Origin of the sequence: Streptomyces sp. NRRL WC-3742, from assembly GCF_000720635.1 — a bacterium.
In the GTDB taxonomy this organism is placed as follows: Bacteria; Actinomycetota; Actinomycetes; order Streptomycetales; family Streptomycetaceae; genus Kitasatospora.
Genome location: NZ_JOCF01000001.1, coordinates 154,371 through 180,816 on the forward strand (window position 1 = coordinate 154,371; position 26,446 = coordinate 180,816).

The 26,446-nt window shown below is 74.0% G+C and carries 27 protein-coding genes and 1 tRNA gene; 7 read left to right on the forward strand and 21 right to left on the reverse strand.

Features of this window, described 5'->3' with window-relative positions:
• Position 1: 1 nt before the first annotated feature.
• From kdpF to IH61_RS0100760, 3 genes are all read right to left on the reverse strand, one after another.
• A complete protein-coding gene (kdpF, locus tag IH61_RS43835; RefSeq protein WP_037971201.1) occupies positions 2 to 91 on the reverse strand; it encodes a K(+)-transporting ATPase subunit F in 90 nt (29 codons plus the stop codon).
• Between the two features lie 441 nt (positions 92 to 532).
• Positions 533 to 2,371 (reverse strand): APC family permease, encoded by a 1,839-nt coding sequence (locus tag IH61_RS0100755; RefSeq protein WP_031063216.1) that lies wholly within the window; start codon positions 2,369 to 2,371, stop codon positions 533 to 535.
• Between the two features lie 340 nt (positions 2,372 to 2,711).
• Positions 2,712 to 2,792 (reverse strand) — tRNA-Tyr (locus tag IH61_RS0100760).
• A 217-nt stretch (positions 2,793 to 3,009) separates the two neighbouring features.
• On the opposite strand from IH61_RS0100760, the gene IH61_RS0100765 reads away from it, so the two are divergent.
• Positions 3,010 to 3,498 (forward strand): YajQ family cyclic di-GMP-binding protein, encoded by a 489-nt coding sequence (locus tag IH61_RS0100765; protein ID WP_031063219.1) that lies wholly within the window; start codon positions 3,010 to 3,012, stop codon positions 3,496 to 3,498.
• A gap of 84 nt (positions 3,499 to 3,582) precedes the next feature.
• On the opposite strand, the gene IH61_RS48040 is transcribed toward IH61_RS0100765, so the two are convergent.
• The 3 genes from IH61_RS48040 to IH61_RS42365 form a co-directional block, all read right to left on the reverse strand.
• The gene (locus IH61_RS48040) at positions 3,583 to 4,017 is read right to left on the reverse strand and encodes a hypothetical protein (protein WP_037971203.1); all 435 of its coding nucleotides are present in this window, start codon (positions 4,015 to 4,017) and stop codon (positions 3,583 to 3,585) included.
• Positions 4,018 to 4,116: 99 nt separating this feature from the next.
• Positions 4,117 to 4,503 carry a hypothetical protein gene (locus IH61_RS0100775; RefSeq protein ID WP_037971250.1) on the reverse strand — a complete coding sequence of 129 codons (387 nt, stop codon included), beginning with the start codon at positions 4,501 to 4,503 and terminating at the stop codon, positions 4,117 to 4,119.
• Between the two features lie 42 nt (positions 4,504 to 4,545).
• Positions 4,546 to 5,226 carry an ArsR/SmtB family transcription factor gene (locus IH61_RS42365; protein WP_158844503.1) on the reverse strand — a complete coding sequence of 227 codons (681 nt, stop codon included), beginning with the start codon at positions 5,224 to 5,226 and terminating at the stop codon, positions 4,546 to 4,548.
• A 144-nt stretch (positions 5,227 to 5,370) separates the two neighbouring features.
• On the opposite strand from IH61_RS42365, the gene IH61_RS0100785 reads away from it, so the two are divergent.
• From IH61_RS0100785 to mug, 4 genes are all read left to right on the forward strand, one after another.
• Positions 5,371 to 6,672 carry an MFS transporter gene (locus IH61_RS0100785; RefSeq protein WP_063763110.1) on the forward strand — a complete coding sequence of 434 codons (1,302 nt, stop codon included), beginning with the start codon at positions 5,371 to 5,373 and terminating at the stop codon, positions 6,670 to 6,672.
• Between the two features lie 124 nt (positions 6,673 to 6,796).
• Positions 6,797 to 7,915 (forward strand): aminopeptidase P family protein, encoded by a 1,119-nt coding sequence (locus IH61_RS0100790; protein ID WP_031063228.1) that lies wholly within the window; start codon positions 6,797 to 6,799, stop codon positions 7,913 to 7,915.
• Between the two features lie 139 nt (positions 7,916 to 8,054).
• A complete protein-coding gene (locus tag IH61_RS0100795; RefSeq protein ID WP_051836052.1) occupies positions 8,055 to 9,068 on the forward strand; it encodes a phosphatase PAP2 family protein in 1,014 nt (337 codons plus the stop codon).
• A complete protein-coding gene (mug, locus tag IH61_RS0100800; protein ID WP_051836053.1) occupies positions 9,065 to 9,667 on the forward strand; it encodes a G/U mismatch-specific DNA glycosylase in 603 nt (200 codons plus the stop codon). The genes IH61_RS0100795 and mug overlap by 4 nt, the downstream gene beginning before the upstream one ends.
• Here the strand turns inward: mug and IH61_RS40195 are convergent.
• Positions 9,604 to 10,410, reverse strand: coding sequence for a sigma-70 family RNA polymerase sigma factor (locus IH61_RS40195; protein WP_078910730.1), 807 nt, complete (start codon positions 10,408 to 10,410; stop codon positions 9,604 to 9,606). The genes mug and IH61_RS40195 overlap by 64 nt on opposite strands.
• A gap of 156 nt (positions 10,411 to 10,566) precedes the next feature.
• Here IH61_RS40195 and IH61_RS0100810 point away from each other — a divergent pair, with 156 nt between their 5' ends.
• A complete protein-coding gene (locus IH61_RS0100810) occupies positions 10,567 to 11,253 on the forward strand; it encodes an FMN-dependent NADH-azoreductase (RefSeq protein WP_031063238.1) in 687 nt (228 codons plus the stop codon).
• Positions 11,254 to 11,280: 27 nt separating this feature from the next.
• On the opposite strand, the gene IH61_RS0100815 is transcribed toward IH61_RS0100810, so the two are convergent.
• The 3 genes from IH61_RS0100815 to IH61_RS0100825 form a co-directional block, all read right to left on the reverse strand.
• The gene (locus IH61_RS0100815; RefSeq protein WP_031063243.1) at positions 11,281 to 12,237 is read right to left on the reverse strand and encodes a M48 family metalloprotease; all 957 of its coding nucleotides are present in this window, start codon (positions 12,235 to 12,237) and stop codon (positions 11,281 to 11,283) included.
• A gap of 5 nt (positions 12,238 to 12,242) precedes the next feature.
• Positions 12,243 to 12,668 carry a BlaI/MecI/CopY family transcriptional regulator gene (locus tag IH61_RS0100820; protein WP_031063244.1) on the reverse strand — a complete coding sequence of 142 codons (426 nt, stop codon included), beginning with the start codon at positions 12,666 to 12,668 and terminating at the stop codon, positions 12,243 to 12,245.
• Between the two features lie 94 nt (positions 12,669 to 12,762).
• Positions 12,763 to 13,695, reverse strand: a complete 933-nt coding sequence (locus tag IH61_RS0100825) for a DMT family transporter (RefSeq protein WP_031063247.1) — start codon at positions 13,693 to 13,695, stop codon at positions 12,763 to 12,765.
• On the opposite strand from IH61_RS0100825, the gene IH61_RS0100830 reads away from it, so the two are divergent.
• Complete coding sequence (locus IH61_RS0100830) at positions 13,694 to 15,154, forward strand: PLP-dependent aminotransferase family protein (protein WP_031063250.1); 1,461 nt, start codon at positions 13,694 to 13,696, stop codon at positions 15,152 to 15,154. The two genes, IH61_RS0100825 and IH61_RS0100830, sit on opposite strands and share 2 nt — an antisense overlap.
• On the opposite strand, the gene htpX is transcribed toward IH61_RS0100830, so the two are convergent.
• From htpX to IH61_RS46665, 11 genes are all read right to left on the reverse strand, one after another.
• The gene (htpX, locus tag IH61_RS0100835; protein ID WP_031063253.1) at positions 15,151 to 16,014 is read right to left on the reverse strand and encodes a zinc metalloprotease HtpX; all 864 of its coding nucleotides are present in this window, start codon (positions 16,012 to 16,014) and stop codon (positions 15,151 to 15,153) included. The genes IH61_RS0100830 and htpX overlap by 4 nt on opposite strands.
• Positions 16,015 to 16,168: 154 nt before the next feature.
• Complete coding sequence (locus IH61_RS0100840; protein WP_031063263.1) at positions 16,169 to 17,752, reverse strand: NADH-quinone oxidoreductase subunit N; 1,584 nt, start codon at positions 17,750 to 17,752, stop codon at positions 16,169 to 16,171.
• 56 nt (positions 17,753 to 17,808) lie between these two features.
• Positions 17,809 to 19,365 carry a complex I subunit 4 family protein gene (locus IH61_RS0100845; RefSeq protein ID WP_031063264.1) on the reverse strand — a complete coding sequence of 519 codons (1,557 nt, stop codon included), beginning with the start codon at positions 19,363 to 19,365 and terminating at the stop codon, positions 17,809 to 17,811.
• A 50-nt stretch (positions 19,366 to 19,415) separates the two neighbouring features.
• A complete protein-coding gene (locus tag IH61_RS0100850) occupies positions 19,416 to 21,443 on the reverse strand; it encodes an NADH-quinone oxidoreductase subunit L (RefSeq protein WP_031063266.1) in 2,028 nt (675 codons plus the stop codon).
• A complete protein-coding gene (gene nuoK / locus IH61_RS0100855) occupies positions 21,440 to 21,832 on the reverse strand; it encodes an NADH-quinone oxidoreductase subunit NuoK (RefSeq protein WP_031063275.1) in 393 nt (130 codons plus the stop codon). The genes IH61_RS0100850 and nuoK overlap by 4 nt, the downstream gene beginning before the upstream one ends.
• Entirely contained in the window at positions 21,832 to 22,557 is a 726-nt protein-coding gene (locus IH61_RS0100860; protein ID WP_031063277.1) for an NADH-quinone oxidoreductase subunit J, read from the reverse strand. Before IH61_RS0100860 ends, nuoK begins: the two co-directional genes overlap by 1 nt.
• The gene (locus IH61_RS0100865) at positions 22,554 to 23,108 is read right to left on the reverse strand and encodes a NuoI/complex I 23 kDa subunit family protein (protein ID WP_031063279.1); all 555 of its coding nucleotides are present in this window, start codon (positions 23,106 to 23,108) and stop codon (positions 22,554 to 22,556) included. Before IH61_RS0100865 ends, IH61_RS0100860 begins: the two co-directional genes overlap by 4 nt.
• Positions 23,105 to 24,058: an NADH-quinone oxidoreductase subunit NuoH gene (gene nuoH / locus IH61_RS0100870; protein ID WP_037971263.1), complete on the reverse strand. Its 954-nt coding sequence runs from the start codon at positions 24,056 to 24,058 to the stop codon at positions 23,105 to 23,107. The genes IH61_RS0100865 and nuoH overlap by 4 nt, the downstream gene beginning before the upstream one ends.
• Before the next feature lie 2 nt (positions 24,059 to 24,060).
• A complete protein-coding gene (locus IH61_RS0100875; protein ID WP_051836054.1) occupies positions 24,061 to 25,092 on the reverse strand; it encodes an NADH-quinone oxidoreductase subunit C in 1,032 nt (343 codons plus the stop codon).
• Positions 25,089 to 25,769, reverse strand: a complete 681-nt coding sequence (locus IH61_RS0100880) for an NADH-quinone oxidoreductase subunit B (RefSeq protein WP_234326968.1) — start codon at positions 25,767 to 25,769, stop codon at positions 25,089 to 25,091. The genes IH61_RS0100875 and IH61_RS0100880 overlap by 4 nt, the downstream gene beginning before the upstream one ends.
• Entirely contained in the window at positions 25,760 to 26,176 is a 417-nt protein-coding gene (locus tag IH61_RS46665; RefSeq protein WP_031063293.1) for an NADH-quinone oxidoreductase subunit A, read from the reverse strand. The genes IH61_RS0100880 and IH61_RS46665 overlap by 10 nt, the downstream gene beginning before the upstream one ends.
• Between the last annotated feature and the right edge of the window lie 270 nt (positions 26,177 to 26,446).

Below are 26,446 nucleotides of genomic sequence, written 5' to 3' on the forward strand. Positions count from 1 at the left end.
GTCAGAACTTCTCCGGGAAGATCAGCGCGACGACGAGATAGCCGACGAGCGCGACGGCCACGATCAGACCAGCGATGTTCTCCGCACTCACAGCTTCTCCACCCCCCGCGCGATCAGGGCGATGACGGCGAACACGGCGACCGTGACACCGACGTAGATGAGATCGGACATGGGCTCCACCAGCGTGGTTCGGGAGACTGCCGCGTACCGGTTTCGGGCCTCACACGGCGCCGGCGGACGACCGGCAGATGCAGCAAACCAGCCATCTTGGGCGCGTTATGGGGCCCTGACGCCCTCCATACGGGTGACAGCGTCGCGTTGACGCGACTTTGACGCCCGGTTCACCGGGCCGAGACCGTCGTGATCCGGCCGAGATCATCGGGGCCGCCGGTTCCGCCCGCCTGCCGGCCCGCTGGCCTGCCTGCCCGCCTGCCCGCCTGCCCGCCTGCCCGCGCACGCGAACGGGCCCGGGACGGCAGGTCGCCGTCCCGGGCCCGTTCGCGGGGCGCCTCTTCCAGATCCCCTACATCCCCTACATCCTCATCCGCAGGCGGCAGACCACCGCGTCCGTCTTGCGGCGCAGGGCGCGGTCGATCACGGCGCCGCGTCGGTTCTGCAGGGCCCGCTGCCACCAGTGCGCGGGCTCCACCTCGGGGATCAGGACGGTCAGCCGGTCGTACGCGTGCTCCTGGCCGAGCTCGTTGACGAAGTCCGCGATCGGCTGGCCCAGCCTGCGGTGGCCGTCCGGGATCTCCACCAGCGGCACGCCGGGCTGCCACAACTCCCAGTCCCTGCGCAGCGCTTCGGCCTGCGCGGGCTCGTACACGACCGTCACCGCCATCACCTCGTCGCCGAGCGAGAGCGCGGCCGACAGGCCGTCCCGGGTGAGCCTGGTGATCGCCGTCACCGGGACGACGACCAGGCTGCGCTGGCGGGTCACCGCACCGGGCACCCGGCCCAGCTCCAGCCGCTCGCCGATGCGGGCGTAGCTGCGGTGCACGGCCTCGAACAGCACCACCAGCAGCGGCAGGGCCACGACGATGCCCCAGGCGCCCTCGGTGAACTTGGTGCCGGTCACCACGACGGTCGCGACGCCGGTGAGCAGGGCCCCGAAGCCGTTGAGCACCGCCTTTCCCCGCCAGCCGGGCGGGCGCAGCAGGTACCAGTGCCGGACCATGCCGACCTGGCAGATGGTGAAGCCGACGAAGACGCCGATCGAGAACAGCGGCACCAGGTCGTTGACGTCCCCGCCGGAGCCGACCAGCAGCGCCGCCGAGACGGCGGCCAGGAACAGCACGCCGTAGCGGTACACCTGGCGGTCGGCGCGCAGCGCGAACACGTGCGGCAGGTGGTTGTCCCGGGCGAGCAGGTCCAGCAGGACGGGCAGGCCCCCGAAAGAGGTGTTCGCGGCCAGGCCGAGCAGGACGACGGTGGCGAACTGGACGACGTAGAAGCCGGCCCCGTGGCCGAGCGAGGCGTCGGCGAGCTGGGCGAGGACGGTCACGCCCTCCACCGGCTGGAGGTGGAAGCGGCCGATCAGCACGGCCAGTCCGATCAGCATCACGCCGAGCAGGGCGCCGAGCGCGACCTCGGTGTGCTGGGCGCGCTTCACCCGCGGGGTGCGGAAGGAGGGGACGGCGTTGGCCACCGCCTCGACGCCGGTCAGGGCGGAGCAGCCGGCCGCGAACGCCTTGAGCAGCAGCAGCGCGCCGACCGTGGTCGCGTTCTCGGCGAGCACCGAGGCGTGGCCGGCGGCGGCCTCGGTGCTGGCGGGGGCGTCGCGGAACAGGCCGACGACGATGATTGCCAGGATCGACAGGACGAACACGGCGGTGGGCGCCATGAACCAGCGGGCCGACTCGGCGATGCCGCGCAGGTTCACCGCCGTCACCAGGGCGAGCACGCCGAGGCAGAGCCAGACCCGGTCCCCGTACAGGCCCGGGTACGCGGAGGTGAGCGCGGCCACGCCGGCCGTCACCGAGACCGCGACGTTCAGGACGTAGTCGATCACCAGCGAGGCCGCCGCCGTCAACGCCGTCCGCCGCCCCAGGTGCGCCTTGGCCACCGCGTACGAGCCGCCGCCGTCCGGGAACGCCGCGATCACCTGCCGGTAGGAGGCCACCAGCACCGCGAGCAGCACGGCGATCGCCACCGTCACCGGCAGGGTGAACCCCAGCCCGTACGCGCCGGCCGCGGCCAGCACCAGCACGATCGACTCCGGCCCGTACGCCACCGACGCCATCGCGTCCAACGACAGCGCCGCCAACCCCCCGAACACCGACAGCCGGTGCCGCTCCTCCCCCATCACCCCCGCATCCGGCGGCTCCTCCGGGCGGGCGGTCACGGACGGGCTACTGGCGGCGCTGGACATCGGACGGGACCTCCGCAGTGAACTGATTGCTCAGATCCTGCGCCCCCGCCCCCACGCCCCTCCCGCGCCCCTACGCGATCCTGACGCCCCCACGGGCCCCTTTGACACGCCCTTGACGGGTGATCCTTGGTGGGGGGTGGGCCGAGCCGCTGTCCCGGCGGACGCCGGTTGGGAAGACGACCAGCTCGATCGAAGGACTCCCACCCCCACACCCCCCACTCTGCTGCCCCACTCCCGCAATTGCAACCCATACGCAATAACCCCACCCCACCGCCCCCCGGGCACACGAAACGGCCCCCGATCCGCGTTTCCGCAGATCGGGGGCCGTTTCTCCATCCGGTGGCTGGTGCAGGGTTCGAACCTGCGTAGCTTGCGCGACAGATTTACAGTCTGCTCCCTTTGGCCGCTCGGGCAACCAGCCAGGGTTGGTGTCTTCAGGGGTGTTCGCCCCGTTCGACGTGGTAAACCATACCCGATGCCGGGGGGTGGTTCGCCACTCGATTGGTGGGGTGGGGATCGGGTGGCGGGGTGCGGTTGTCGCAGGCGGGGGCGGGGTGGCGCTGGATAGGCTGTGGCGGCGGACGTCCGGTGGGGCGGGCCGTGTCAGTGAAGCCAGAGCATCAAGGAGACCAACACCCATGGCCGACTCCAGTTTCGACATCGTCTCGAAGGTCGAGTGGCAGGAGGTCGACAACGCGATCAATCAGACCTCCCGTGAGATCGCCACCCGGTTCGACTTCAAGGGCGTGGGCGGCGAGATCAGCCGGTCGGGCGAGAAGATCGAGATGAAGGCCAACGGCGAGGAGCGCGTGCGGGCCATCCTCGACGTGCTGCAGACCAAGTTCGTCAAGCGCGGCCTGTCGCTGAAGGCTCTGGACGCCGCCGAGCCGCAGCTCTCCGGCAAGGAGTACAAGATCTTCGCGAACATCAAGGAGGGCATCACCACGGAGGATGCCAAGAAGGTCGCGAAGATCATCCGCGATGAGGGCCCGAAGGGCGTCAAGGCGCAGGTCCAGGGTGACGAACTGCGCGTCAGCTCCAAGAGCCGCGACGACCTCCAGGCCGTGCAGGCCCTGCTCAAGGACAAGGACCTGGACTTCGCCATCCAGTACGTGAACTACCGCTGACGGCGTTCGGCCCGACTCGGTACGGCAGCGGCCCCGTTCCCCGGTGATCCGGGGAACGGGGCCGCTGGCGTTGCGGGGGGGCGGTCAGCCGGTGGTGGGGAGTTGGGGGAGGGCGGGGAGTTGGCCGAGGAGTCCCTGCAGGGTGGACTGCAGGGTGGCGAGGAGTTGTTGGACGACGCCGAGGTCGGGGACCGCGGAGGTGACCGACGAGACCAGGCCCGTGATCGTCTTGACGATGTCGCCGAGGGCCGGGAGGGCCGGGACCGCGGGGAGGGACGGCGCTGAGGGGACGGCCGGGAGGGAGGGCGTCGCCGGGAGGGAGGGCGTCGCGGGGAGGGACGGGAGAGAGGGGAGCGACGGGAGCGAGGGGAGCGAGGGGAGCGGCGGGACGGCCGGGGCGGAGACGGTGGTACGGGCGGCGGCCGCGGCTTCGCCGGCGGCGGTGGTGGCGGACGCCGTGGCGACCGGGGTCAGCACGAGGGCTGCGGTCAGCACGACGGCCATCCGGGTGGCACGCATGGGTACTGCTTTCTCTCACTGTGTTTCAGGCGGATTCGCCTGATTCACAACCGTGGGGCAGCCGCCCGGGCGCAGCCACCGCACGTACTCCGAACGGTGTCAGCCGACGCCGACGAAGGTGAACTCGTCCTCGTGGCCCGGCTCGACGCGGGCGCCGAGCAGGCGCAGGGCCCGGGAGACGGTGGAGTCGCCGGGGACGAGGCGGCCGTCGGACCAGACGGCGGCGCGCTGGGTGCCGGTGCCGCCGAGGTGTTCGGCCTCGACGCAGGCGATGGGGCCCGCCTTGGACCAGGCGGCGAGGCGCAGCTCGAAGCCGTCCGCGAGCCGGCCGGCGCCGGGGCCGTGGAGGGCGGCGAGGACGGCGGGGGTCAGCGGGATCAGGGCCAGGCCCTGGGCCAACGGCACCACCCGGGCGGCCGGGACTTCCGCCGCCGCCACCGTGAGCAGCTCCAACGTTCCTATCAGCGCCTGGAGTTCGTAGGACATGCCGGACATCGTCGCCCACGGCACCGACAGTCGCGCCGGGATTTACGATTCCGTGCCCGGCTGGAGACCGTAGAGCAGGGCGAACACGGTGACCTCGACCGCGTCCTCGGCCTCGCTCGAACCCTCGCGCGTCAACTCGTCGAAGATGTCGCCGAGTTGGTCCCGCAGTCGGCGCAGCCGCTCGGGGGTGAGCCGCAGCGGGACGTCGGCGAACATGGCGGGTGAGCTGTCCGAGCCGTCGCGGGGGCGGCTGAAGTCGAGCCGCCCGGCGGCGACCCGGGCGCGGAACTCGTCGCGGACGCGGTCCATCGCGGCGAGCATCGCGCCGTACGCCTCGTCCCGGGCCGGGGAGTCCTCGCTGAACACCTCGGAGGCGAGGCGGATCGAGCGCTGGGCGAGGCTGTAGCGGCTCTCGACGATGCCGGAGACCAGGCGGGTGCCGGCCACCAGGATCAGTTCGGCCTTCTCCAGCTGCTTGATGTGCCGGTAGAGCTTGGTCTGCGGCTCGCCGAGCGCGGCGGCCAGCTCCTTGGCGGTCAGCGGGCCGCCGTCGGCGCGGCGCAGGGCGTCGAGGATGCCCAGGCGCAGGGGGTCGGCCAGCGCCTTGAGCACGGCGACGTCGGCCACGTCCCGCTGCTCGACCCAGCCGCCCGGCTGTTCACCCGTCTCGCCCGTCTCGCCCGTCTCGCCCGTCTCGCCCACTTCACGTCCGTCCTCGGCCACGGGCCAACCCTCGCAGATCGGACACGCCGATCGCAATCACGCCCCGGTAAGCACTCACCCTTGCGCGATCGATCATATTGGCGTCATCATTCATCGAAGCGTGAATGTTGTCAGCGGGCGTCAACGCGACCAACGGGGTGGACCATGAACGAGCACGTGACGGCGGAGCGGGAAACAGCTCAGCGGCGGGAAACAGCTCAGCAGCGGGAACAGCCCGTACCGCTGCGGCGCAACCTGCGGTTCCAGGCCCTCTGGATCGGCCAGGCGTCCGGCACCCTGGGCATGATGGTCGGCGAGACCGCCTTCCCGCTGCTGGTCCTCGCGCTCACCGACTCCCCCAGCGCCGCCGGGGCCTTCGGCGCCGTACAGATGGCCGTCGCCCTGCTGCTGGGCGTCCACGGCGGCCTGGTCGCCGACCGGCGGGACCGCCGCAAGGTGCTGATCGTCACCGACGCCGCCCGGCTGACGGCCCTCGCCAGCGTCCCCGTGGCCGTGTGGCTCGACCGGCTGACGCTCGTCCACCTGCTGCTGGTCGCCGCCGCCGTCGGCGCGACCGTCGCCTACGGCGGGCCGATCCGGCTGCTGGCGCTGCGCTCGGTGGTCCCGCCGGAGCAGATGCGCCAGGCGCTGGCCCAGGACGAGGCCCGGATGAGCGGGGCCGCGCTGGCCGGGCCGCCGCTGGCCGGGTTCCTGTTCGGGCTCGGGCACGCGGTGCCCTTCCTCGGCGCGGCGCTCGCCACCACGCTCTCCTTCACCTCCGCCGTGGTGGTGCGCTTCCCGAGCCCGCCCGCCCAGGAGGCGAAGGGCGGCGACGGCGCCCTGGCCGGGTTCCGCGTCATCGCGGCCTCCCCGCTGCTGCGGGCGGCCCTGGGCGTCCTGTTCCTGATCAACCTGTGCGGGGCGGCGCTGCTGCTGCCCGTCATCGTGATGCTGCGCGAGCAGGGCGCCGGCAGTGCCGGGATCGGCCTGACGCTGGCCGGCGAGGCGGTCGGGGCGCTCGCCGGGACGACCCTCGTCGCCCGGCTGCACCGGGCGGCCGGGCCGGGCGTGCTGCTGACGGTGGCGGCGTGGGTGTCGGCGCTGGCGTCCCTGGCGCCGCTGCTGCCGGGCGGGGCGTTCACCGTCTTCGCCGCGCTGTTCGTGGTCGGCGCGGCCACCCCGGCGCTGCGGGTGATGCTCGACCTGCTGGTCTTCCGCCAGGTGCCGGACGAGCTGCGCGGCCGGGTGATCGCCGCGACCGTGGCCCTGCTGACCGCCGGCATGCCGGCCGGCTCCTTCGCCAGTGGCCTGCTGCTCGACCGCTTCTCCCCCGCCGCCACCCTGGTCGCGGTCACCGCCCTGTTCGCCGTCGCCCTGCTGCCCGCGACCTTCAGCCGCAACCTGCGCCGCGCCACCTGGCCCGCCACCGTCAGCAGCACGCCCGGTCCTGCCGCCGCGGAGCACTGAGCCACCGATCCGGCCGCCGCACAGCACCGAGCCACCAGGACACGGAATCAGCGCGGCGACACCCCCCGCCTGTGATGGAGTGCCGGGGAGGACCCACGCGCGCCACGACCGAGGAGGAAGACCAGTGCCCCGCCCCTTCACCACCGAGGACTACACCGCCCGGCTGGCCCGGGCCACCGCCGAGGCGAGCGCCGCCGGACTGGCCGGCCTCGTCATCGCCCCCGGCCCGGACCTCGCCTACCTCTGCGGCTACACCCCGACCGCCATCACCGAGCGCCTCACCGCCCTCGTCCTGACCGCCGGGCGCGAGCCCGCCCTGGTCGTCCCCAAGCTGGAGCGCCCGGACGCCGAGAAGGCGGCCGGCACCCCGGCCCTGCGCCTGCTCGACTGGACGGACGGCGAGGACCAGTACGCCGCCGTCACCCCGCTGCTCGACCCGGCAGGGCGCTACGGCGTCTCCGACAACGCCTGGGCGATGCACCTGCTCGGCCTCCAGGCCGCGCTGCCCGGCGTCGGCTTCACCTCCCTCACCGAGACCCTGCCGATGCTGCGCGCCGTCAAGGATGTCGAGGAGCTGGAGCGCCTGGCCGCCGCCGGGGGCGCCGCCGACGCGGCGTACCGGGGCATCCTGGAGGTCGAGTTCGCCGGCCGCCGGGAGACGGACGTGGCCGCCGACCTCGGCGCGCTGCTCATCCAGTACGGGCACAGCCAGGTCGACTTCACCGTGGTCGGCTCCGGCCCCAACGGCGCGGACCCGCACCACGAGGCCGACGAGCGGGTCATCCGGCCGGGCGACACGGTGGTGCTCGACTTCGGCGGCCTGAAGGACGGCTACGGCTCCGACACCACCCGTACGGTCCACGTCAGCCCGGACGTCCCCGCCGAGGTGCAGCGGGTGCACGACGTCGTAAGGCTCGCCCAGCAGACCGCCTTCGAGGCCGTCCGCCCCGGGGTCGGCTGCCAGGAGATCGACCGGATCGCCCGCCGGGTGATCACCGAGGCCGGCTACGGCGAGTACTTCATCCACCGCACCGGCCACGGCATCGGCCTGACCACCCACGAGCCGCCGTACCTGGTCGAGGGCGAGGAGCGCCCGCTCGTCCCCGGCATGTGCTTCTCGATCGAACCCGGGATCTACCTGCCCGGCCGCTTCGGCGTGCGGATCGAGGACATCGTCACCGTCACCGCCACCGGCGGCCGCCGCCTCAACAACACTCCGCACGAACTGGCCGTCGTCTCCTGACAGTTGGCCCGGCCCTCGGAGCCGGTAGCCGATTGCGACCGATTCGGGACGTTCGCCCCGGGGCCGTCCGGGGGTTTCTTACGAACCGGTCATGTTTCACCCAGAGTGCTCCAAGTTTGCGTTGCTAGTTTCCCTGAGCATGACCAAGCTGCTCAGCCCGGCCCCGCCGTCCCCGGTGCGGGCCGGGCGACCGCACCCCGCGACCCCGTCCCGGCGGCCCCGCACCGGGGCGGCGAGACTGCGGCTGCTGGCCTGGCCGGTCTACCTGGCCGCGCTGCTCTGGTTCATCGGCCGCCAGGGTCTGCCCTCCGCCAACGACGTGCTGTTCCTCTGGCTGATCGGCGCGCTGCTCACCGGCGCCGTGCACAGCGGCCACGGCGCCCGGGGCTTCCTGCTGGTGCTGCGCGACTGGGTGCCGGTGATGGCCGTCGTCTGGGCGTACTCGCTGCTGCGCGGCTACGGCGCCCACACCCCGTGGGCCCCGCACTGGCTGCCGCAGCTGCGCGCCGACGAGTGGCTCGGCTTCGGTCAGACGTGGACGGTACGGCTGCAGCAGGCGCTCTGGACCCCGGGGTCACCGCACTGGTACGACTACGCGGCCGTCGCCGTCTACCTCTCGCACTTCTTCGTGGTCTTCGTCCTGCTCGCCGTGCTGTGGCGCCGCGCCCACCAACGCTTCCGCCAACTCCTGGCCTGCTACCTGACGTTGACGTTCGCCGGCTTCGCCACCTACCTGCTCTACCCGGCCGACCCGCCGTGGCTGGTCGCCCAGGAGGGCCACCTGCCCCACCTCACCCGGGTGGTGTGGGAGGTCATCTCCGTCAGCGGGCTGCCGCAGGCCGACTCCCTGCTGGAGAACGGCAGCCAGTTCGCCAACGACGTCGCCGCGATGCCCTCGCTGCACTCCGCCTACCCGGCGATGCTGCTGTTCTTCTTCTGGCCGACCGCGAGCCGCCGGCTGCGGGCACTGCTGGTCGCCTACCCCCTCGCGATGACCTTCACCCTGGTGTACGGCGCCGAGCACTTCGTCGTGGACGTCTTCGTCGGCTGGGCGTACGCGGCCGTGGTCGTGTTCGGCCTGCGGCGGCTGAGCCGGCTGCGCGGCACCCGCCGCACGCGACGGCAGGCCGCGACGGCAGACTTGGCCGGGTGAAACCGACTCCCGAGCAGTTGCGGGCCGCCCAGGACACCACCATCGCGGACGTCACCGGCCCGAACCTGAAGGTCCTCTTCTGCGGCATCAACCCGGGCCTGTGGTCCGGCGCCACCGGCCACCACTTCGCCCGCCCCGGCAACCGCTTCTGGCCCGCCCTGCACCGCTCCGGCTTCACCCCGCGCCTCCTCCGCCCGGAGGAGCAGGGCGAGCTGCCCGCCCTGGGCCTGGGCATCACCAACGTCGCCCCGCGCACCACCGCCAAGGCGGACGAGCTCACCGCCGAGGAACTGCGCGAGGGCGGCGCCGCGCTCACCGCGCGGGTGCTGCGGCTGCGCCCGCGCGTCCTGGCCGTGCTCGGCATCGGCGCCTACCGGACGGCCTTCGGCCGGCGGAAGGCCGCGATCGGGCGCCAGCCGGAGGGCATCGGCGACACCGAGGTGTGGGTGCTGCCCAATCCGAGCGGGCTCAACGCCCACTACACGCTGGACGCGCTGGCCGAGGAGTTCCGCGTCCTGCGGGAGGCGGTGGACGCTCACGAGGGCAGTACGGCCAGCTCCAGCGCCGCCAGCCGCACCGGGTCGGCGACCACCTCGTAGCCGGCCACCCGGCCGTCCGCGACCGCCATCCGCAGCACCAGGCGCAGCCGCCCGTCCGGGGCGATCAGCAGCCCGGGCAGGCCGTCCACCAGCGCCAACGCGCCGTACCGGGCCCGGCGGCCGAAAACCGTCGTCTCCTGCGCGACGGTCCGCGCGCCGCGCACCACCAGGGCCCGGCCGGGCGCCAGGACGGCCGGGTCGGCCCGGCGCACCACGTCCGGCGCCAGGACGGCCAGCAGCTCGGTGAGATCCCCGCCCCGGGCGGCCGCGAGGAACGCCTCCACCACCCGCCGATGCCCGGCCAACGGCTCGGGCGGCAGGGCGGCGGTCCCCCGCACCCGCTGCCGGGCGCGGCTGGCCAGCTTCTTGGCGGCCACCGGGGTGCGGTCGACGATCGGCGCGATCTGCTCGAAGGGCACCGCGAAGCCGTCGTGCAGCACGAAGGCGACCCGCTCGGCCGGGCCTAGCCGATCCAGCACCACCAGCAGCGCCCGGCCGACCGACTCGACCAGCAGCGCCTCCCGCTCGGGGTCGTCCCCCTCCCCGGTGGGCAGGGGCTCGTCGGTGGGCTCCTCCCGGCGGGCGGCGCGGGCGCGCAGCACGTCCAGGCAGATCCGGGAGACGACCGTGGTCAGCCACCCGGGCAGGTTCTCGATCTCCACCCGGTCCGCCCGGTCCGTCCGCACCAGCCGCAGCCACGCCTCCTGCACGGCGTCCTCGGCCTCGCCGGTGGAGCCGAGCATGCGCTGGGCGATCGCCCGCAGCCTCCGCGCTCGGCCTCGAACCGCGCCGCCGTCGCCTCCCCGGCGCCTGCCGGAAATCCGTCCGCGTTCATCGGTCACCTCTCCTCGGGCCCATCCGTCACCTCCATGACGTTCCGCCCTACCCCGAGGTGACCCATGACGACCACCCTGCTCCACCTGGACTCCAGCATCAGCCCGGACGGCTCGGTCAGCCGCGCCCTGACCGCCCGATTCGCCTCCGCCTGGCGCGCCCGGCACGGCGCCGCCCTGCGCCACCGGTACCTCGACCTGGCCGCCGAGCCGGTGCCCGCGGTGGGCGCCGCCTTCGACGCGCTCGGCCGTCGCACCGAGCGCAAGGGGGTGCTCCCGCTGGAGGAGATCGCCTCGCTGGCGCGGACCCCGGAGGAGGAGCGGGAGTGGGCCCTCAGCAGCCCGATGATCGCCCAACTGCTGGCCGCCGACGTCCTGTTGATCGGCGCCCCGATGTACAACCTCACCGTCCCGACGGGCCTGAAGGCGTGGATCGACCGGATCACCTTCCCCGGGGTCTACCAGGACGCGGCCACGAACGAGGCCCTGCTGCGGGACACCCGGGTGGTGCTGGTCGCGGTACGCGGCGGCGGGTACGGGCCCGGCTCCCCGCGCGAGCACTGGGACTTCCAGGTCCCGTACCTGCGGGCGTACTTCGAGCGCTCCGGCGTCACGGCGGAGAACCTGCACGTGGTCACCGCCGAGCTCACCCGGGCCGAGGACATCCCGGCGCTGAACCACCTGCGGCCGCTCGCCATCGAGTCCCTGGCCGCCGCCGAGGCCACCCTCGACGCCCTGGCGGCCACCCTCTGACGCGGCACCAGTGCGAAAGACACGGCACTAGAGCGGGGTGACGGCCTTCAGAACCAACAGCAGCGCCACGGCGGCGTTGAGCGCGCACAGCGCCGACGCCGCCGTACCGGCCGCCGCGACCATCGCCGCCAGGCCCGCCGGGGTCTTGGCCGGCGGCCAGTTGCGGGAGGTCGGCACCGGGCCGAGCAGGGCGGCGACCCGGCGCGGCACCGGCCCGGGGGCCGGGGTCGGCGCGGCGAAGGCCGCGAAGCCGGGCGCCGGGGCCGCGTGCGAGACCAGGGCCGCCCGGGCCACGGCCCGCGCGGTGAGCCGGCGGTCCCCCACCGTCTGGGCGGACTCCTCGTCCGCCCACCGCTCCGCGCTGTACGCCACCGCGTACTGCAGCGGCCGCAGGAACGGGTTGACGCAGGCGGCGAGTTGGGTGGTCAGCAGGTACCGGTGGTGGCGGTGGCGCAGGTGCGCCCGCTCGTGCGCGAGCAGCGCCTCCCGCTCGTCCTCGGCGAGCCCGTCCAGCATCCCGGTGGAGACCACCACCCGCCCCGGCGAGCCCGGCAGGGCGTACGCGTAGGGGTTGCTGTCGGGCAGCACCGCGAGGTCCCCGGCCTCCGCCGGCCCGTCCGGCAGCCCGGCCAGCGCCCGCCGGGCCCGGGAGCGCACCCGCAGGTGCCGCACGACCGTACGGGCGCTGGTGAAGCCCACCAGGACCAGCATCCACATCGCGGCCGTGCCGACCGTCTCGTGGTACGGCAGCGCGGCCCGCACCTCCGGGTCGGACCAGCTGTCCGGCAGCGGGTTGCCGGGGATCTGGGCGGTGCCCACCACGCCGATCAGCCCGAGGCAGAGCACGCTGCACACCGCCATCACCGCGCTGATCACCGTCAGCAGCCGGGCCGCGCCGCGCGGGTGCAGGTGCTGCTCGGTCAGCCGCGCGATCGGCACGGCCGTCAGCGGCAGAACGAGCGGGAGGAAGACGAAGAAGCCCACGGGTGTCAGCTCTCGCTGTCGGACGCCGCCGGCTCGGCGGACGCGGCGTCGAGCAGCGCGCGCAGCAGGTCCTCGTCGTGCGGGAGCAGCGCGGTGACGAAGCTGGCCAGGACGGCGTCCCGGTCCGCCTCGCCGTCGAGCATCCGGCGCATCCGCAGCGCGGCCAGCCCGGCGGCGTCGGAGGACGCCTGCCAGAGGTAGGAGCGGCCGGAGCGGCTGCGGGAGACGGCGTTCTTGGCGTGGAGGCGGGAGAGGATGGTCATCACCGTGGTGTAGGCGAGATCGCCCTCCAGCCGCTCCTGGACCCACCCCGCGGTGGCCGGGCCCGGCGCCTGCTGGAGCACCGCCAGGACCTGCGCCTCCAGCTCGCCCTGGCCGCGCCGACGTGCGGGCGCGTCCCCTGCCGCCGGGGCGTGCCTCTCGTCTGCCATGACGGCCCACTCCCTCCGGATGCCGCCCCGGACCGACCGGGCGCGTGTTCATCCTAACGAGCGCGGGGCCGTCATGACCCTGCCGCACCCGGACTCAAGCCTTGGAGCGCTGGGTGACGGCGATGCACACCAGCACCACCACCGCCGTCACCGGCGCCGCCGCGGGCAGCGTCTCGCCCAGCAGCAGCACCGACCAGACCAGCGTCAACAGCGGCTGTGCGAGCTGGAGTTGGCTCGCCCTCGGCACCCCGATCGCGGCCATCCCCCGGTACCAGAGCACGAAGCCGCCGAACTGCGAGACCGCCGCCACGTACGCCAGCCCGGCCAGCGCCTTCACCCCGAGGTGCACCGGCTCCGCGGCCAGCCCCAGCGCCGCGACCGGCACCGTCACCGGCAGCGCGGCCACCGCCGCCCAGGCGATCACCTGCGCCCCCGGCAGGTCCCGCGACAGCCGCCCGCCCTCCGCGTACCCGGCGGCGCAGACCAGCAGCCCGACGAACAGGTAGAGGTCCGCGAGGCTCGGGCGGCCGTGGCTCTGGAGCAGCGTGAAGAGCAGCACCGCCCCCGCCCCGGCCAGCGCCGCCGCCCAGAAGGCCCGGGAGGGCCTGCGGCCCGTGCGCAGCGCCGCCACCACCGCCGTGGCCAGGGGCAGGACGCCGATCACCACCGCCGAGTGGGCCGTCGAGGAGGTGCGCAGGGCGAGGGTGGTCAGCAGCGGGAAGCCCAGCACGCAGCCGGCCGAGACCACCAGCAGGCCCGCGCGGTGGCGCCGCTGCGGCAGCGGGGCGCGGACGGCCGCCAGGTAGAGCGCGCCGAGCAGGCCCGCCAGGGCGCCGCGCAGCCCGGTGGACGTCCAGGGGCCGAAGCCGGTCAGGGACCAGGCGGTGGCGGGGAAGCTGAGCGAGAAGCAGGCCACGCCGAGGGCCGCGAGGGCGGTGCCGGCGGCGCTGTGCGAGAGGGTGCGGGAGACCTTGCGGGGCCGCGGTGCTATCGCCGCGGGCCGGGTAGCGCTATCTTGTGCCGTCATGAACGAGCGTAGCAGTGTGGCCGAACTCGCCGACAGGCTGCGCCGGGAGGTGGAGCGCTATCCCGAGGGACGCAAGCTGCCCTCGAGCCGGGCGCTGGTCGAGCGCCACCAGGTCAGCCCGGTGACCGTCTCCCGGGCGATGGCCGTGCTGGTCGCCGAGGGACTCGTCGTCTCCCGCCCCGGCGCCGGGGTGTTCCGGGCGGCGCCCTTCGCGGGCGGCTCCGCCCGTACGCCCGCTCCCCCGGCCCGCAGCGGGGACCTCTCCTGGCAGGAGATCGCGCTCAGCGCCGACTCCGGCCCGCGCGACCTGTTCGCCGCCCCGGTGTTCGCCACCCTCCAGGTGCCGCCGCCGGACGTCGTCGACCTCAACAGCGGCTACCCGCACGCCTCCCTGCTGCCCGAACGCCTCCTCGCCGCCGCCCTCGCCCGCGCCGGCCGCCGCCCCGGCGCCTGGGACCGGCCGCCCACCGACGGCCTCACCGACCTGCGCGGCTGGTTCGCCCGCGACATCGGCGGGCACGGCGGGCCGATCGGCACCGGGGACGTCCTGATCACCTCCGGTGGGCAGAGCGGCCTCACCGTCGCCCTGCGCTCCCTCGCCGCGCCCGGCGCCGCCGTCCTCGTGGAGTCGCCGACGTACGCGGGCATCCTCGCCGTGATCCGGGCGGCCGGGCTGCGGCCCGTACCCGTGCCCGTCGACGCGGACGGGGTCCGCACCGACCTGCTCGCCGACGCCTTCGACGCCACCCGGGCGCGGGTCTTCGTCTGCCAGCCGCTCTTCCAGAACCCCACCGGCGCGGTGCTCTCCCCCGCCCGGCGGGCGGAGGTGCTCGGGATCGCCCGGGCGGCCGGGGCGTTCGTGATCGAGGACGACTTCGCCCGGCTGCTCATCCACGCGGACGCCCCCGCGCTGCCGCGCCCGCTCGCGGCGGAGGACCCGGACGGGGTCGTGGTGCACCTGCGCTCGCTCACCAAGGCCGCCTCCCCCAACCTGCGGGTGGGCGCCCTCACCGCGCGCGGCCCGGCCCTCGCCCGGCTGCGGGCGACGCAGGTGGTGGACAGCTTCTTCGTGCCCAGGCCCCTCCAGGAGGCGACGCTGGAACTCGTCGCCGACCCGGGCTGGGCCCGCCACCTGCGCACCCTCGGCGCGGAACTGCGCGACCGGCGCACCGCCGCCCTCGCGGCGCTGCGGCGCGAGCTGCCCGGGGTCACCGCCGCCCACAGCCCGGGCGGGTACCACCTGTGGCTGCGCCTCCCGGACGGCGTCGACGACGGCGCCCTCGCGGCGGCGGCCCTGCGCGCGGGCGTCCAGGTGTCCCCCGGCCGCCCGTACCACCCGGCCGAGCCCCCGGCGCCGCACCTGCGCCTCAGCTACGCGGCCGCCGAGAGCCCCGCCCAGGTGGCGGAGGGCGTCCACCGCCTCCGGCTCGCCCTCGACGCCGTCACAGGGCACATTTAGCGCCCGTACCCCGCCATGCGCTCCAGGCGGGCGATGCGCTCGTCCATCGGCGGGTGGGTGGAGAAGAGCCGGGCGCCGGCCTCGCCGGGGCGGAAGGGGCTGGCGATCATCATGTGGCTCGCCGTCTGCAGCTGGGGCTCGGGCGGCAGCGGGAGTTGGCGGGTGCCGGCGTCGAGCTTGCGCAGGGCGGCGGCGAGGGCGAGCGGGTCGCCGGTGATGCGGGCGCCGTCCGCGTCGGCCTGGTACTCGCGGGAGCGGCTGACGGCCATCTGGATGAGCCCGGCGGCGATCGGCCCGAGGATCATGATCGCGAGCATCCCGAACAGGCCGGGGCCGTCGTCGTCCTCGTCGCGGCCGAACGGGATCAGCCAGGCGAAGTTCACCAGGAACATCACCACGGAGGCGAGCGCCCCGGCGACGGAGGAGATCAGGATGTCCCGGTTGTAGACGTGGCTCAGCTCGTGCCCGAGCACGCCGCGCAGCTCGCGCTCGTCCAGGATCCGCAGGATGCCCTCGGTGCAGCAGACCGCCGCGTTGCGCGGGTTGCGGCCGGTGGCGAAGGCGTTGGGGGCCGGGGTCGGGGAGATGTAGAGCCGGGGCATGGGCTGGCGGGCCGAGGTGGAGAGCTCGCGCACGATCCGGTACAGCTGCGGCGCCTCGAACTCGCTCACGGGCCGGGCCCGCATGGCCCGCAGCGCGAGCTTGTCGCTGTTCCAGTACGCGTAGGCGTTGGTGCCGAGGGCGACCACCAGGGCGATCACCAAGCCGGTCCGGCCGAAGAAGCCGCCGATCACCAGGATCAGCGCGGAGAGGCCACCGATCAGTACGGCGGTCCTCAGTCCGTTGTGCCGGCTGTGCACGTCAGGCCCTCCAATGGTGCCGGTGGGGAAGCCCTTTCCGCCTCGTCCCTCATGCCCTGACAACGGGCGGGATCAGGGGCCTTGTTCCCTTGTGACCGACGCGACACCGGCACGGCACCTCCACCGGAGCCTCACCCGGCGGGCCGACGGAGGCTCAGAACAGCGAGCCCCCGGTCACCTGGAGGACCAGCTGCGGAGCCACCGACAGCACCACGGCGGCCGAGGCGGTGAGCCCCAGCGCGGCGGTCAGACCGACCGGCAGCCGGCGCTGCCCGTCCGCGCCCCCGACAGCCTCGCCGCTGTCCGCGCCCTCCGCCACCGGGGCGAACAGCCGGGCCGTCCAGAGGAGGTAGTAGTACAGCGCGACGACCACGTTGACGGCCATCACGACCGCCAGCCAGCCCAGTCCGGCGTCGACGGCGGCGCGGAAGACCACGACCTTGCCGAAGAGCCCGATCAGGCCCGGCGGCAGCCCGGCCAGGCAGAGCAGGAAGAACGCGAGCGCCAGCGCCGTCCAGCGGTTGCGGGCGAACAGGCCCCGGAAGTCGTCCACGCCGACCCCGGGCCGGCGGCCGACGGCCGCGACCACCCCGAAGGCGCCGAGGTTCACGACGCCGTAGATCAGCGCGTACGCGGCGGTGGCGCCGAGCGGGTCGGTGCCCGTGGGCGCGTAGCCGGCGGCGGCCAGCGGCACCAGCAGGTACCCGGCCTGGCCGACGGAGGACCAGGCGAGCAGCCGCACCGCGCTGTAGCGGGTGTCGAAGCGCTGGCGCAGCGCGCCGACGTTGCCGACGGTCATGGTGACCGCCGCGAGCACGGCCAGCGCCAGGCCCCAGGTGTGGGCGTACGGGCGGAAGGCGACGGTGGTGGCGAGCGCGAGGCCGGACAGGCCCGCCGCCTTGCCGACCACCGACAGGTACCCGGCCACCGGCAGCGGGGCGCCGGTGTAGGTGTCGGGCACCCAGAAGTGGAAGGGGACGGCGGCGACCTTGAAGGCGAAGCCGACCAGGGTCAGCACGGCGCCCGCCTCGGCCAGCGGCTTGAGCTGGGCGGGGGCGTGCTCCAGGCCCTGGGCGACGGCGCCCAGGTGCAGGCTGCCGCTCGCCGCGTAGACGAAGCCGATGCCGAGCAGCATCACGGCCGTCGCGGTGACCGAGGAGACGAAGAACTTGAGGGCGGCCTCCGCGCCCCGGCCGTCGCGGCGCAGCGCGACCAGCGCGAAGGCGGGCAGGGAGGCGACCTCCAGGGCGACCACCATGGTGGCGAGGTCCCGGGAGGCGGGCAGCAGGGCGGCGCCGGTGGCGCTGGAGAGCAGCAGGAACCAGTACTCGCCGCGCGGCAGCCCCGCGGCGGAGCCGCTGGTCGATGGAGTCTCGTCCACGGTGTGCATGGACAGCAGGGCCGCGATCAGCGCGCCGCCGAGGGCGAGCAGCTGGAACACCAGGGCGAAGTGGTCGGCGACGTAGGAGCAACCACCGTTGTCGGACCCCCCTGCTACGTTCTGCACGCAGAAGGTCGCTCGGGGTGACTTTCCGGTGAGGGGGAGGAGTGCGATGAGGGCGAGGGCGAGTCCGGCGGCGGTGAGGCGGCCGAGCCACTTCTTGTGCCGCTCGGGCAGGAAGAGGTCCGTGACCAGCACGGCGACGGCGGCCACGGCGGCGATCAGCGGCGGCGCGATCGCCACCCAGTCGACGGACTGGATCAGGCTGCCCGGATTGGCTACGGCGAGGGAGGTCACAGTGTGCTGCCCCGTGGAGTGAGGTCCGAGTGCGGCGGTCTGGGCTGCGAGCACGGTCAGCCACCCCCGAGGAGGTGCTTGACGGCGGGGTCGGAGAGTCCGAGCAGGAGGGCGGGCCAGAGGCCGGCGAGCAGGGTGAGCGCGGCCAGCGGCGTCCAGCTGACGGCCTCGTACGCGCGCAGGTCGGCCACCTCGGCCACGGGCGCGGGCTGCTTCGGGTCCCCCATGCAGACGCGCTTGACCATGATCAGCAGATAGGCGGCGGTGAGGAGGGTGCCGATACCGGCCAGGACCATGTACGTGACGAAGGCGGGGCGCGAGAGGCCGGCCGCCGGGTCGAACGCGCCGAGCATGGCGAGCAGCTCGCCCCAGAAGCCGGCCAGGCCGGGCAGGCCCAGGCTGGCCACGGCGGCGAAGGCGAGCAGGGCGCCGATCCTCGGTGCGCGGCCGTACAGCGCGGCCCCGGTCGCGCCGGAGAGGGTGTCGAGGTCCGCCGTGCCGTAGCGGTCCTTGAGCGCGCCGACGAGGAAGAACAGCAGACCGGTGATCAGACCGTGGGCGATGTTGGCGAACAGCGCGCCGTTGACGCCCACCGGGGTGAGGGAGGCGATGCCCAGCAGGACGAAGCCCATGTGGCCGACCGAGGAGTAGGCGATCAGGCGCTTGAGGTCGCCCTTGGCGCCGGGGCGCGCGAGTGCCAGGCAGGCCAGCGAACCGTAGACGATGCCGACCGCCGCGAAGGCCCCCAGGTAGGGGGCGAGCGTGGTGGCGCCGTCCGGCACGACCGGGAGGAGGACGCGCACGAGGCCGTACGTACCCATCTTGAGCATCACGCCGGCGAGCAGCACCGAGCCCACCGTCGGGGCGGCGGTGTGCGCGTCGGGGAGCCAGCTGTGCAGCGGCCAGGCGGGGGCCTTGACGGCGAGCCCGACCAGGATCGCCAGCGCGGCGATCACCTGGGTGGTGTGGCTCAGGCCGTTGCCGTGCGCGGCGGCCAGGGCCTGCATGTCGAAGGTGCCGGCCTTGCCGCCGATCAGCAGGAAGCCGAGCAGCATCACGGCCGAGCCGAGCAGCGTGTACAGGATGAAGCGGTTGGCGGCGGGCACCTTGGCGCCGCTACCCCAGCGGGCGATCAGGAAGTACATCGGGATCAGCACGATCTCGAAGGCCGCGAAGAAGAGCAGGAGGTCCAGCACCGCGAAGGTGGCGAGCATGCCGACCTCGAGGAGGAGGAACAGCCCGACGAACGCCTGGGCGGAGGGCCTTCCCTCGCCGTTCGGCAGCCGCTTCTCCGAGTAGAGCGCGCAGAGGAGGGTCAGCAGTGCGGTCAGCACGATCAGCGGCAGCGAGACGCCGTCCACGCCGAGGTGGAACCGCACGTGCAGGGCCGGGATCCAGGACACGTCGGTGGTGGCCTGCATCCGGGCCGGCTCGTCGTGGTCGAAGCCGGCGGCGAGGGCGAGGGCGAGCAGGAACACCGCGCCGGTGACGACGGTGTTCAGCCGCAGCGCCCGCCGGTCGGCCACGGCCCGGTCCGGCCCGAACACCGGGGCCAGGGTGAGCGCGGCGCCGAGCAGCGGCAGCACCAGGAGGGCGATGAGGACCGCGTTCATCGGGGGCTCCCAGTGAGGGGAGGGAAGGGGAGGGGGAGATAGCGCACCGGTTACACCGCCACCAGGACGGCCAGCAGGACGACGCCGGCGAGCAGGGCGCTGAGGTAGGTCTGCGCGTTGCCGGTCTGCGCGAGCCGGACGGCCCGGCCGAGCAGGTTGGCGCCGATCCCGCTGCCCTGCACGTAGCCCTCGACGACCTCGCGGTCCAGGAAGCGGACCAGCCCGGCCGCCGCGAGGACGGGGCGCACGAACAGCGCGTGGTAGAGCCGGTCGACGCCGAAGCCGTGCCGGGCGGGGCCGAACAGCGGGCCCAGCAGGGTGCGCCCGGGGTCGGCGACGATCACCTCGGCGGCCGGGGCCGTGCCCTGCTCGGGCACCCGCCCGACGGCGGCCGGTCGGCCGGTGCCCAGCCGGGCGGTGGCCGCGCGCCAGGCGCCGTACGCGGCGAGGGCACCGACCAGGGCGAGCCCGGTGCCGGTGACCCCGGTGACGCCGGTGGGCCGAAGCGAGCCGCCGTCCAGCAGCGAGGGCAGCCAGTCCCAGGCGCCGCCGATCATGCCGAAGGCGACGGTGGGCACGGCCAGCACCCACAGCGGCCAGCGCATGGCGTGCGGCTCGGCGGTGGCCGGATCGGCCTCGTCCGGCTCGGGCGAGTACGGCGCGCCGGCCTCGTGGTCCGCCGCGACGACGGGCGCTGCCGGGAGGGCCGCACTCGGGCTGTGGAAGGCCAGCAGGAACAGCCGGGCCGCGTACGCGGCGGTGAGCAGGGCGGTGAGGGCGGCCGAGATCAGCACGATCCACCCGGCGGCGTGCGGCACGGCCGAGGCCGGGCCGACACCGTTGGTCAGCGCGTCGCCGTGGGCGGCGTGCTCGGCGGCGGTCAGCACCGCCTCCTTGCTGAAGAAGCCGGACAGCGGCGGCAGCCCGGCCAGGGCCGCCAGGGCGACGCCCATCAGCAGGTGGGCGTCCGGCACCCGCTTGCGCAGGCCCGGGATGCGGGACATCGCGGAGAGCGAGTTGGTGTGCGCGGCGTGGATCACCACACCGGCGGCCAGGAACAGCAGCGCCTTGAAGGCGCCGTGGCTGACGAGGTGGAAGACGGCGGCCTCGCGGTCCCCGGCGGCCAGCGCCCCGGCCATGTAGCCGAGCTGGCCGACGGTGGAGTAGGCGAGCACCCGCTTGAGGTCGTCCTGGGCGAGCGCGCACAGCGCCGAGCCGATCATCGTCACGGCAGCCATCACGGCGAGCACGACCAGCGCCGCGCCCGACTGGAGGAACACCGGCATCAGCCGGGCGACCAGGTAGATGCCGGCCGCGACCATGGTGGCGGCGTGGATCAGCGCGGAGACCGGCGTCGGGCCGGCCATCGCGTCGGGGAGCCAGGTGTGCAGCGGGAACTGCGCGCTCTTTCCGGCGACCCCGGCGAGCAGCAGCAGCGCGGTGAGCGTCGGGTGGCCGAGCCGCCCCTCGCCCGCGGCGGCCAGCACCTCGGAGATCCGGAAGCTCCCGGCGTCGGATGCGAGCAGGAAGATCCCGAACAGGAACGGCACGTCGCCGAGCTTGGTGACCAGGAACGCCTTGAGCGAGGCCGAGCGGGCGTCGGCGCCCTCCCAGTGGTGGCCGATCAGGAAGTACGAGCAGACGCCCATGACCTCCCAGCCGACCAGCAGCACGATCAGGTCGCCCGAGTAGACCACCAGGAACATGGCGGCGGTGAAGAGCGAGACCAGCGCCGCGTACGAGGGGTAGCGCGGGTCCTTCTTCAGGTAGGCGGTCGAGTAGACCTGCACACAGGTGGCGACCAGGCCGACCAGCACCGAGATCAGCGAGGTGAAGCCGTCCAGGTGGAGGGCGAGCGAGATGTCCGGTCCGCCGGTCGGGGTGAGCCGGGTGGCGGCGTCCAGTGTCTGGCCGGAGCCGAGCTGCAGGGCGACGACCAGCGCGAGCACGGCCGAGACGGCGACGGGCACGACGGCCAGCGGCCGGGCCAGTCCGGGCGCCTTGCGGCCGACGGCCAGCGTGGCGGCGGCGCCCAGCGCGGGCAGCGCGGGGACGAGGGCGGGCAGGGCGAGGTTCATGCGGTGGCCTGGCCCTTCAGCGCCTCGGCTCCGGCCGGCGCGGGGCCGACGGGCGTCGGCTCCTCGACGGGCAGCGCCTCGGCCGGGTCGCCGAGCGCGGTGGCCCGGTCGATGTCCGCGGTGCCCCGGGCCCGGAAGAGCAGCAGGACGATGGCGAGCCCCAGCCCGATCTCGGCGGCGGCGACGGTGATGGTGAACAGGGTGAGCGCCTGCCCGGCGTGCAGCGAGTCGCGCAACCAGGCGTCGAAGGCGACCAGGTTGAGGTTGACGGCGTTGAGCATCAGCTCGACGGACATCAGCACCAGGACGGCGTTGCGCCGGGCGAGCACGCCGTACACGCCGACGCTGAACAGCAGCGCGGAGAGGACGGCGGGGTAGGCGAGGTGCATCAGCTCTCCTCCGTCGCGGGCGTCACGGGCGTCACGGCTGCCGAGGGCGTCACCGGCGCCGAGGGCTCGGCCGGCTTCGGAGCGGTCGCGGCGACCGTCCCGTTGGAGCCCACCGGACGCCCGGCGCGCAACCTGGCCGCCCGGGGCGGCGGCACCCGCGCACCGGCCCCGCGCGACAGCACGATCGCGCCGACCAGCGCGGCCAGCAGCAGCACGGACAGCGCCTCGAAGGGCAGCACCCAGTGCCGGAACAGGCTGGCCCCGGTGACGGAGGCCGAGCCGCCGCCCGCGCCGAGGTCGATCCAGGACGTGCGGAAGGCGTCGACGACCAGCGTCACCAGCGTCCCGGCCGAGGCCAGCGCCACGACCAGGGCCACCCAGCGGTTCCCGGAGTCGGCGTCCGGCGAGCGCCCGATCGGCGCCTTGGTGAGCATCAGCCCGAACAGCACCAGCACGACCACCGAGCCGAGGTAGATCAGCACCTGCACCCAGGCGATGAACTCGGCCGTCAGCAGCAGGAACTCCACCGCCAACCCGCCGAGCGCGGCGACCAGCCACAGCGCGGCGTGCACCAGCTGCTTGGTGGTCACGGAGACCACGGCCGAGCCGACCACGGCGATGCCGACCAGCAGGAAGACGATCTCCTGCCCGGTCGGGGACAGGAACGAACGGGCGGCCGGCTCCAGCGAGCCGGTCGCCGCGAGAAGCGTGGCGGCGGTACTCATGCCTCGTCACCCGCCTCGTCCGTGGCGGCGGCCGCGGCCGCCAGCTTGTCCGCCGCCTTGCGGGCGGTGGCGATCTCCTTGGGCTCCTCGGCCGCCGGGTCCAGCGCCGGCGGCGCCGGGACGGTCCACATCCACTCGCGGAGCCTGTCCCGTTCGTGGGTCAGCTCCAGGATGTCCGTCTCCGCGTACTCGAACTCCGGCGACCAGAACAGCGCGTCGAAGGGGCACACCTCGATGCAGATCCCGCAGTACATGCAGAGCGAGAAGTCGATGGCGAACCGGTCGAGCACGTTGCGGGTACGGGCCCGGGCGTTCGGCTCGGCGGCCGGCAGCGTCTCCTTGTGGGAGTCGATGTAGATGCACCAGTCCGGGCACTCGCGCGCGCAGAGCATGCAGACCGTGCAGTTCTCCTCCAGCAGCGCGATGACGCCGCGCGAACGCGGCGGCAGCACCGGCTGCACGTCGGGGTACTGCGCGGTGACGCTCTTCTTCGTCATCGTCCGCAGCGTCACGGCCAGGCCCTTGGCGAGGCCGACACCGGGGAAACTCATGCGATCGCCACCTTGATGATGCCGGTGAGGGCCAGCTGGACGAGGGCGAGCGGGACGAGCACGGCCCACGCGAAGCGCATCAGCTGGTCCTCGCGCAGACGCGGGTAGGTGACCCGCAGCCAGATGACCACGAAGGCCAGCGCGAAGGTCTTGAGGAGCATCCAGAGCCAGCCGAGCTGGTCGGCCATCGGCCCGTGCCAGCCGCCCAGGAACAGCACCGCCGTCAGGGCCGAGACGACCAGGATGCCGACGTACTCGGACAGCAGGAACAGTGCGAAGCGCAGCCCGGTGTACTCGGTGTACGCGCCGAAGATGATCTCCGAGTCGGCGATCGGCATGTCGAACGGCGGGCGCTGCAGCTCGGCCAGGCCGGCCGTGAAGAACACGAACGCGCCGATGACCTGCCAGGGCAGCCAGTACCACTGCCAGGAGTCCACGATCCCGGGCAGCGAGAGCGTGCCGGCCGCCATCGCCACCGAGGCCGCCGCGAGCACCATCGGCAGCTCGTACGACATCAGCTGCGCGGCCGTGCGCAGGCCCCCGAGCAGCGAGAACTTGTTCGCCGAGGCCCAGCCGGCCATCAGCTTGCCGATCACGCCGACGCCCATCACGGCCAGGACGAAGAACAGCCCGGCGTCGATCGCCTGCCCGACGAAGCCGTTCGGGCCGACCGGGATCGCCAGCAGCACGAACAGGTACGGCAGCAGCGAGACGGCGGGCGCCAGCTGGAAGATCCGGCGGTCCGCCCCGGAGGGGACGATGTCCTCCTTCTGCGCGAACTTCACGCCGTCGGCGACGAGCTGCGCCCAGCCGTGGAAGCCACCGGCGTACATCGGGCCGAGCCGGCCCTGCATGTGCGCCATGACCTTGTGCTCGGTCTGGCCGATGACCAGCGGGAACACCAGGAAGACGACGAGGGTGGCGACGCAGCGCAGCAGGGTGTCGAGCAGGTTCACGCGCCGTCTCCGTCCTGGTCGGTCTTCTCGCCCGGCTTCTCCTCGCCCGGCGTCCTCTCGCCCGGTTCCTCGCCCGGTCCCTCACCCGCGGGCTTCTCCTCGTGCGCGGGCACCGCGTGGTGCCAGGGCGCGTCGGAGGACCGGGTCCGCGGCGGGGCCTGCCGCTCGGGCTGCTCGCCCTCGGGAGCCGCCGGCCGGCTGACCGACCCGTCCGAGACGGACCGCGTCCGCCGGGGCCGGTCGGCCCGTACGGGCGGTGCGCTCTCCGTCGCGTCCGTCGCGTCCGTCGTCTCCGCGGCCTGGCTCGCCGACCCCTCCGACACCGACCGCGTCCGCCGGGGCCGGTCCGCCCGCACCTCGGGAGCGCCCTCGGCACCGGCGGCCGCAGCCGCCGCCCGGGGCGTGCGCGCCGCCGCGCCCGCTGCCCGCGCGCCGCGCGCGGGCCGCTCGGCGACGGGCGGCAGGGTGCCCTTGAGCGGCCCCCACTCGTTCGGGTCCGGCACACCGGGCGGCTGCATCTTGCGCCGCGCCGGCCCGCCGCCGTGGTCGGACTCGCCCGGCTCCTTGGCCCCCGGCCAGTCCTTGGCGACGCGGGCCGCGAGCACGAACTCCTTGCGCAGCGGGTGCCCCTCGAAGCCGTCCGGCAGCAGCAGGGTGGCCAGGTACGGATGCCCGGGGAAGTCGATGCCGAACATCTCGTGCGTCTCGCGCTCGTGCCAGGCCGCGCCCGCGTACACGCCGACGGCGGTCGGCAGCGCGGAAGCCTCCCGGGGCACCCGGGTGCGCAGCGCGAGGTGCCGGACGCCCGGCGCCTCGACGGCGGCCAGGTGGGCGACGACGGAGAATCCCTCGGCCAGTTCGTCGACGGCGCTCAGCCAGTCGAAGAAGGCCAGGCCCAGCGCGTCCCTGGCGCTGGTGAGCGCCTCGATCCAGTGCTCGGCCGGCACGTCGACGGTGACCAGCCCGTACGCCTCGGCGCCGGTCGCCCATTCGCCGACCGACGCCGCGTACTGCTCCGCCGTGCTCACGACACTCCTCCATCGGCAGTGGGTCCCTCGGCCGTGGGCCCCGCGACCAGCGGTCGGCGCAGCGCCGACGCGGGAGCGGTGTAGCGGCCGGGCAGGGACTCGGCGGCGATCTTCTCCTGCAGCTTGAGGATGCCCTGGAGCAGCGCCTCCGGCCGGGGCGGGCAGCCGGGCACGTACACGTCGACCGGGATGATCTGGTCGACGCCCTTGGTCACCGAGTAGGAGTCCCAGTACGGGCCGCCGGAGTTGGAGCAGGCGCCGAAGGAGATGACGTACTTCGGCTCGGGCATCTGCTCGTAGAGGCGCTTGACGGCGGGCGCCATCTTGTCGGTGACGGTGCCGGAGACGATCATCAGGTCCGCCTGCCGCGGGCCGGGCGCGAACGGGATGACACCCATCCGGATGAAGTCGTGCTTGGCCATGGACGCCGCGATGAACTCGATCGCGCAGCAGGCCAGGCCGAAGTTGAAGCACCAGAGGCTGTAGCGGCGGCCCCAGTTGAGCACCACCTTGACCGGGTCCGGCGCGAGCCGGGCCAGCGGGCCGAGCGAGCGCCGCTCGACGGCCCCGGGGCCGGGCTGCGACGGGTCGGGCAGGCCCAGCGGCACAGAACCGCCCTGGGTGCCGTGCCCGTGGTCGTGCTGGTGCCCGTGCTGATCGGAGCGGGTCACGTCCATTCCAGAACGCCCTTCTTCCAGGCGTAGAGCAGGCCGACCGCGAGGAAGCCGATGAAGAGGAACATCTCGACCAGCGTCCCGGCGCCGTACCCGGCCGCGGCGAAGACCGTGGCCCACGGGAACAGGTAGATCGCGTCGACCGCGAAGATCACGTACAGGAACGCGTACACGTAGTAGCGGATCTGGGTGTGTGCCCAGTCCTCCCCCACCGGGTCCACGCCGCACTCGTAGGCGAGCAGCTTCTCGGGCGAGTACACGACCGGCCGCAGCAGGCGGTTGGCGGTGAACGCCACGGCGACGAACAGCACCCCGACGACGGCCAGCAGGCCCGTCGCGGCGTACGCGTCGAAGTAGCCGCTGCCGACCGCGGGGTCCGCCGCGGCGGCAGCCGCGTGCTGCCCCTCCATGCCCTCGCCCTCCACCTCGGCCGCAGACCCGCCCTCGGGCGGCTCCTGCGGCGCTTGCTCGCACCGTTGTGACCACGGCCAATGCGTGAGTCTAAGGGGACGGCTCGGATCCACCCGAACCCTGCCCGCTCCGCAAGACGCCCGGTGGACACCCCGGCTGCCCGAAACGCGGGGTGGGGATAACCCCCGCCCGGGAAGATGTATCACCCCCATGGCACTCCCCACCCCCGGTTCGGGAAGCTTGGTCGGAAAGCTGACAAGCCCCGGCCC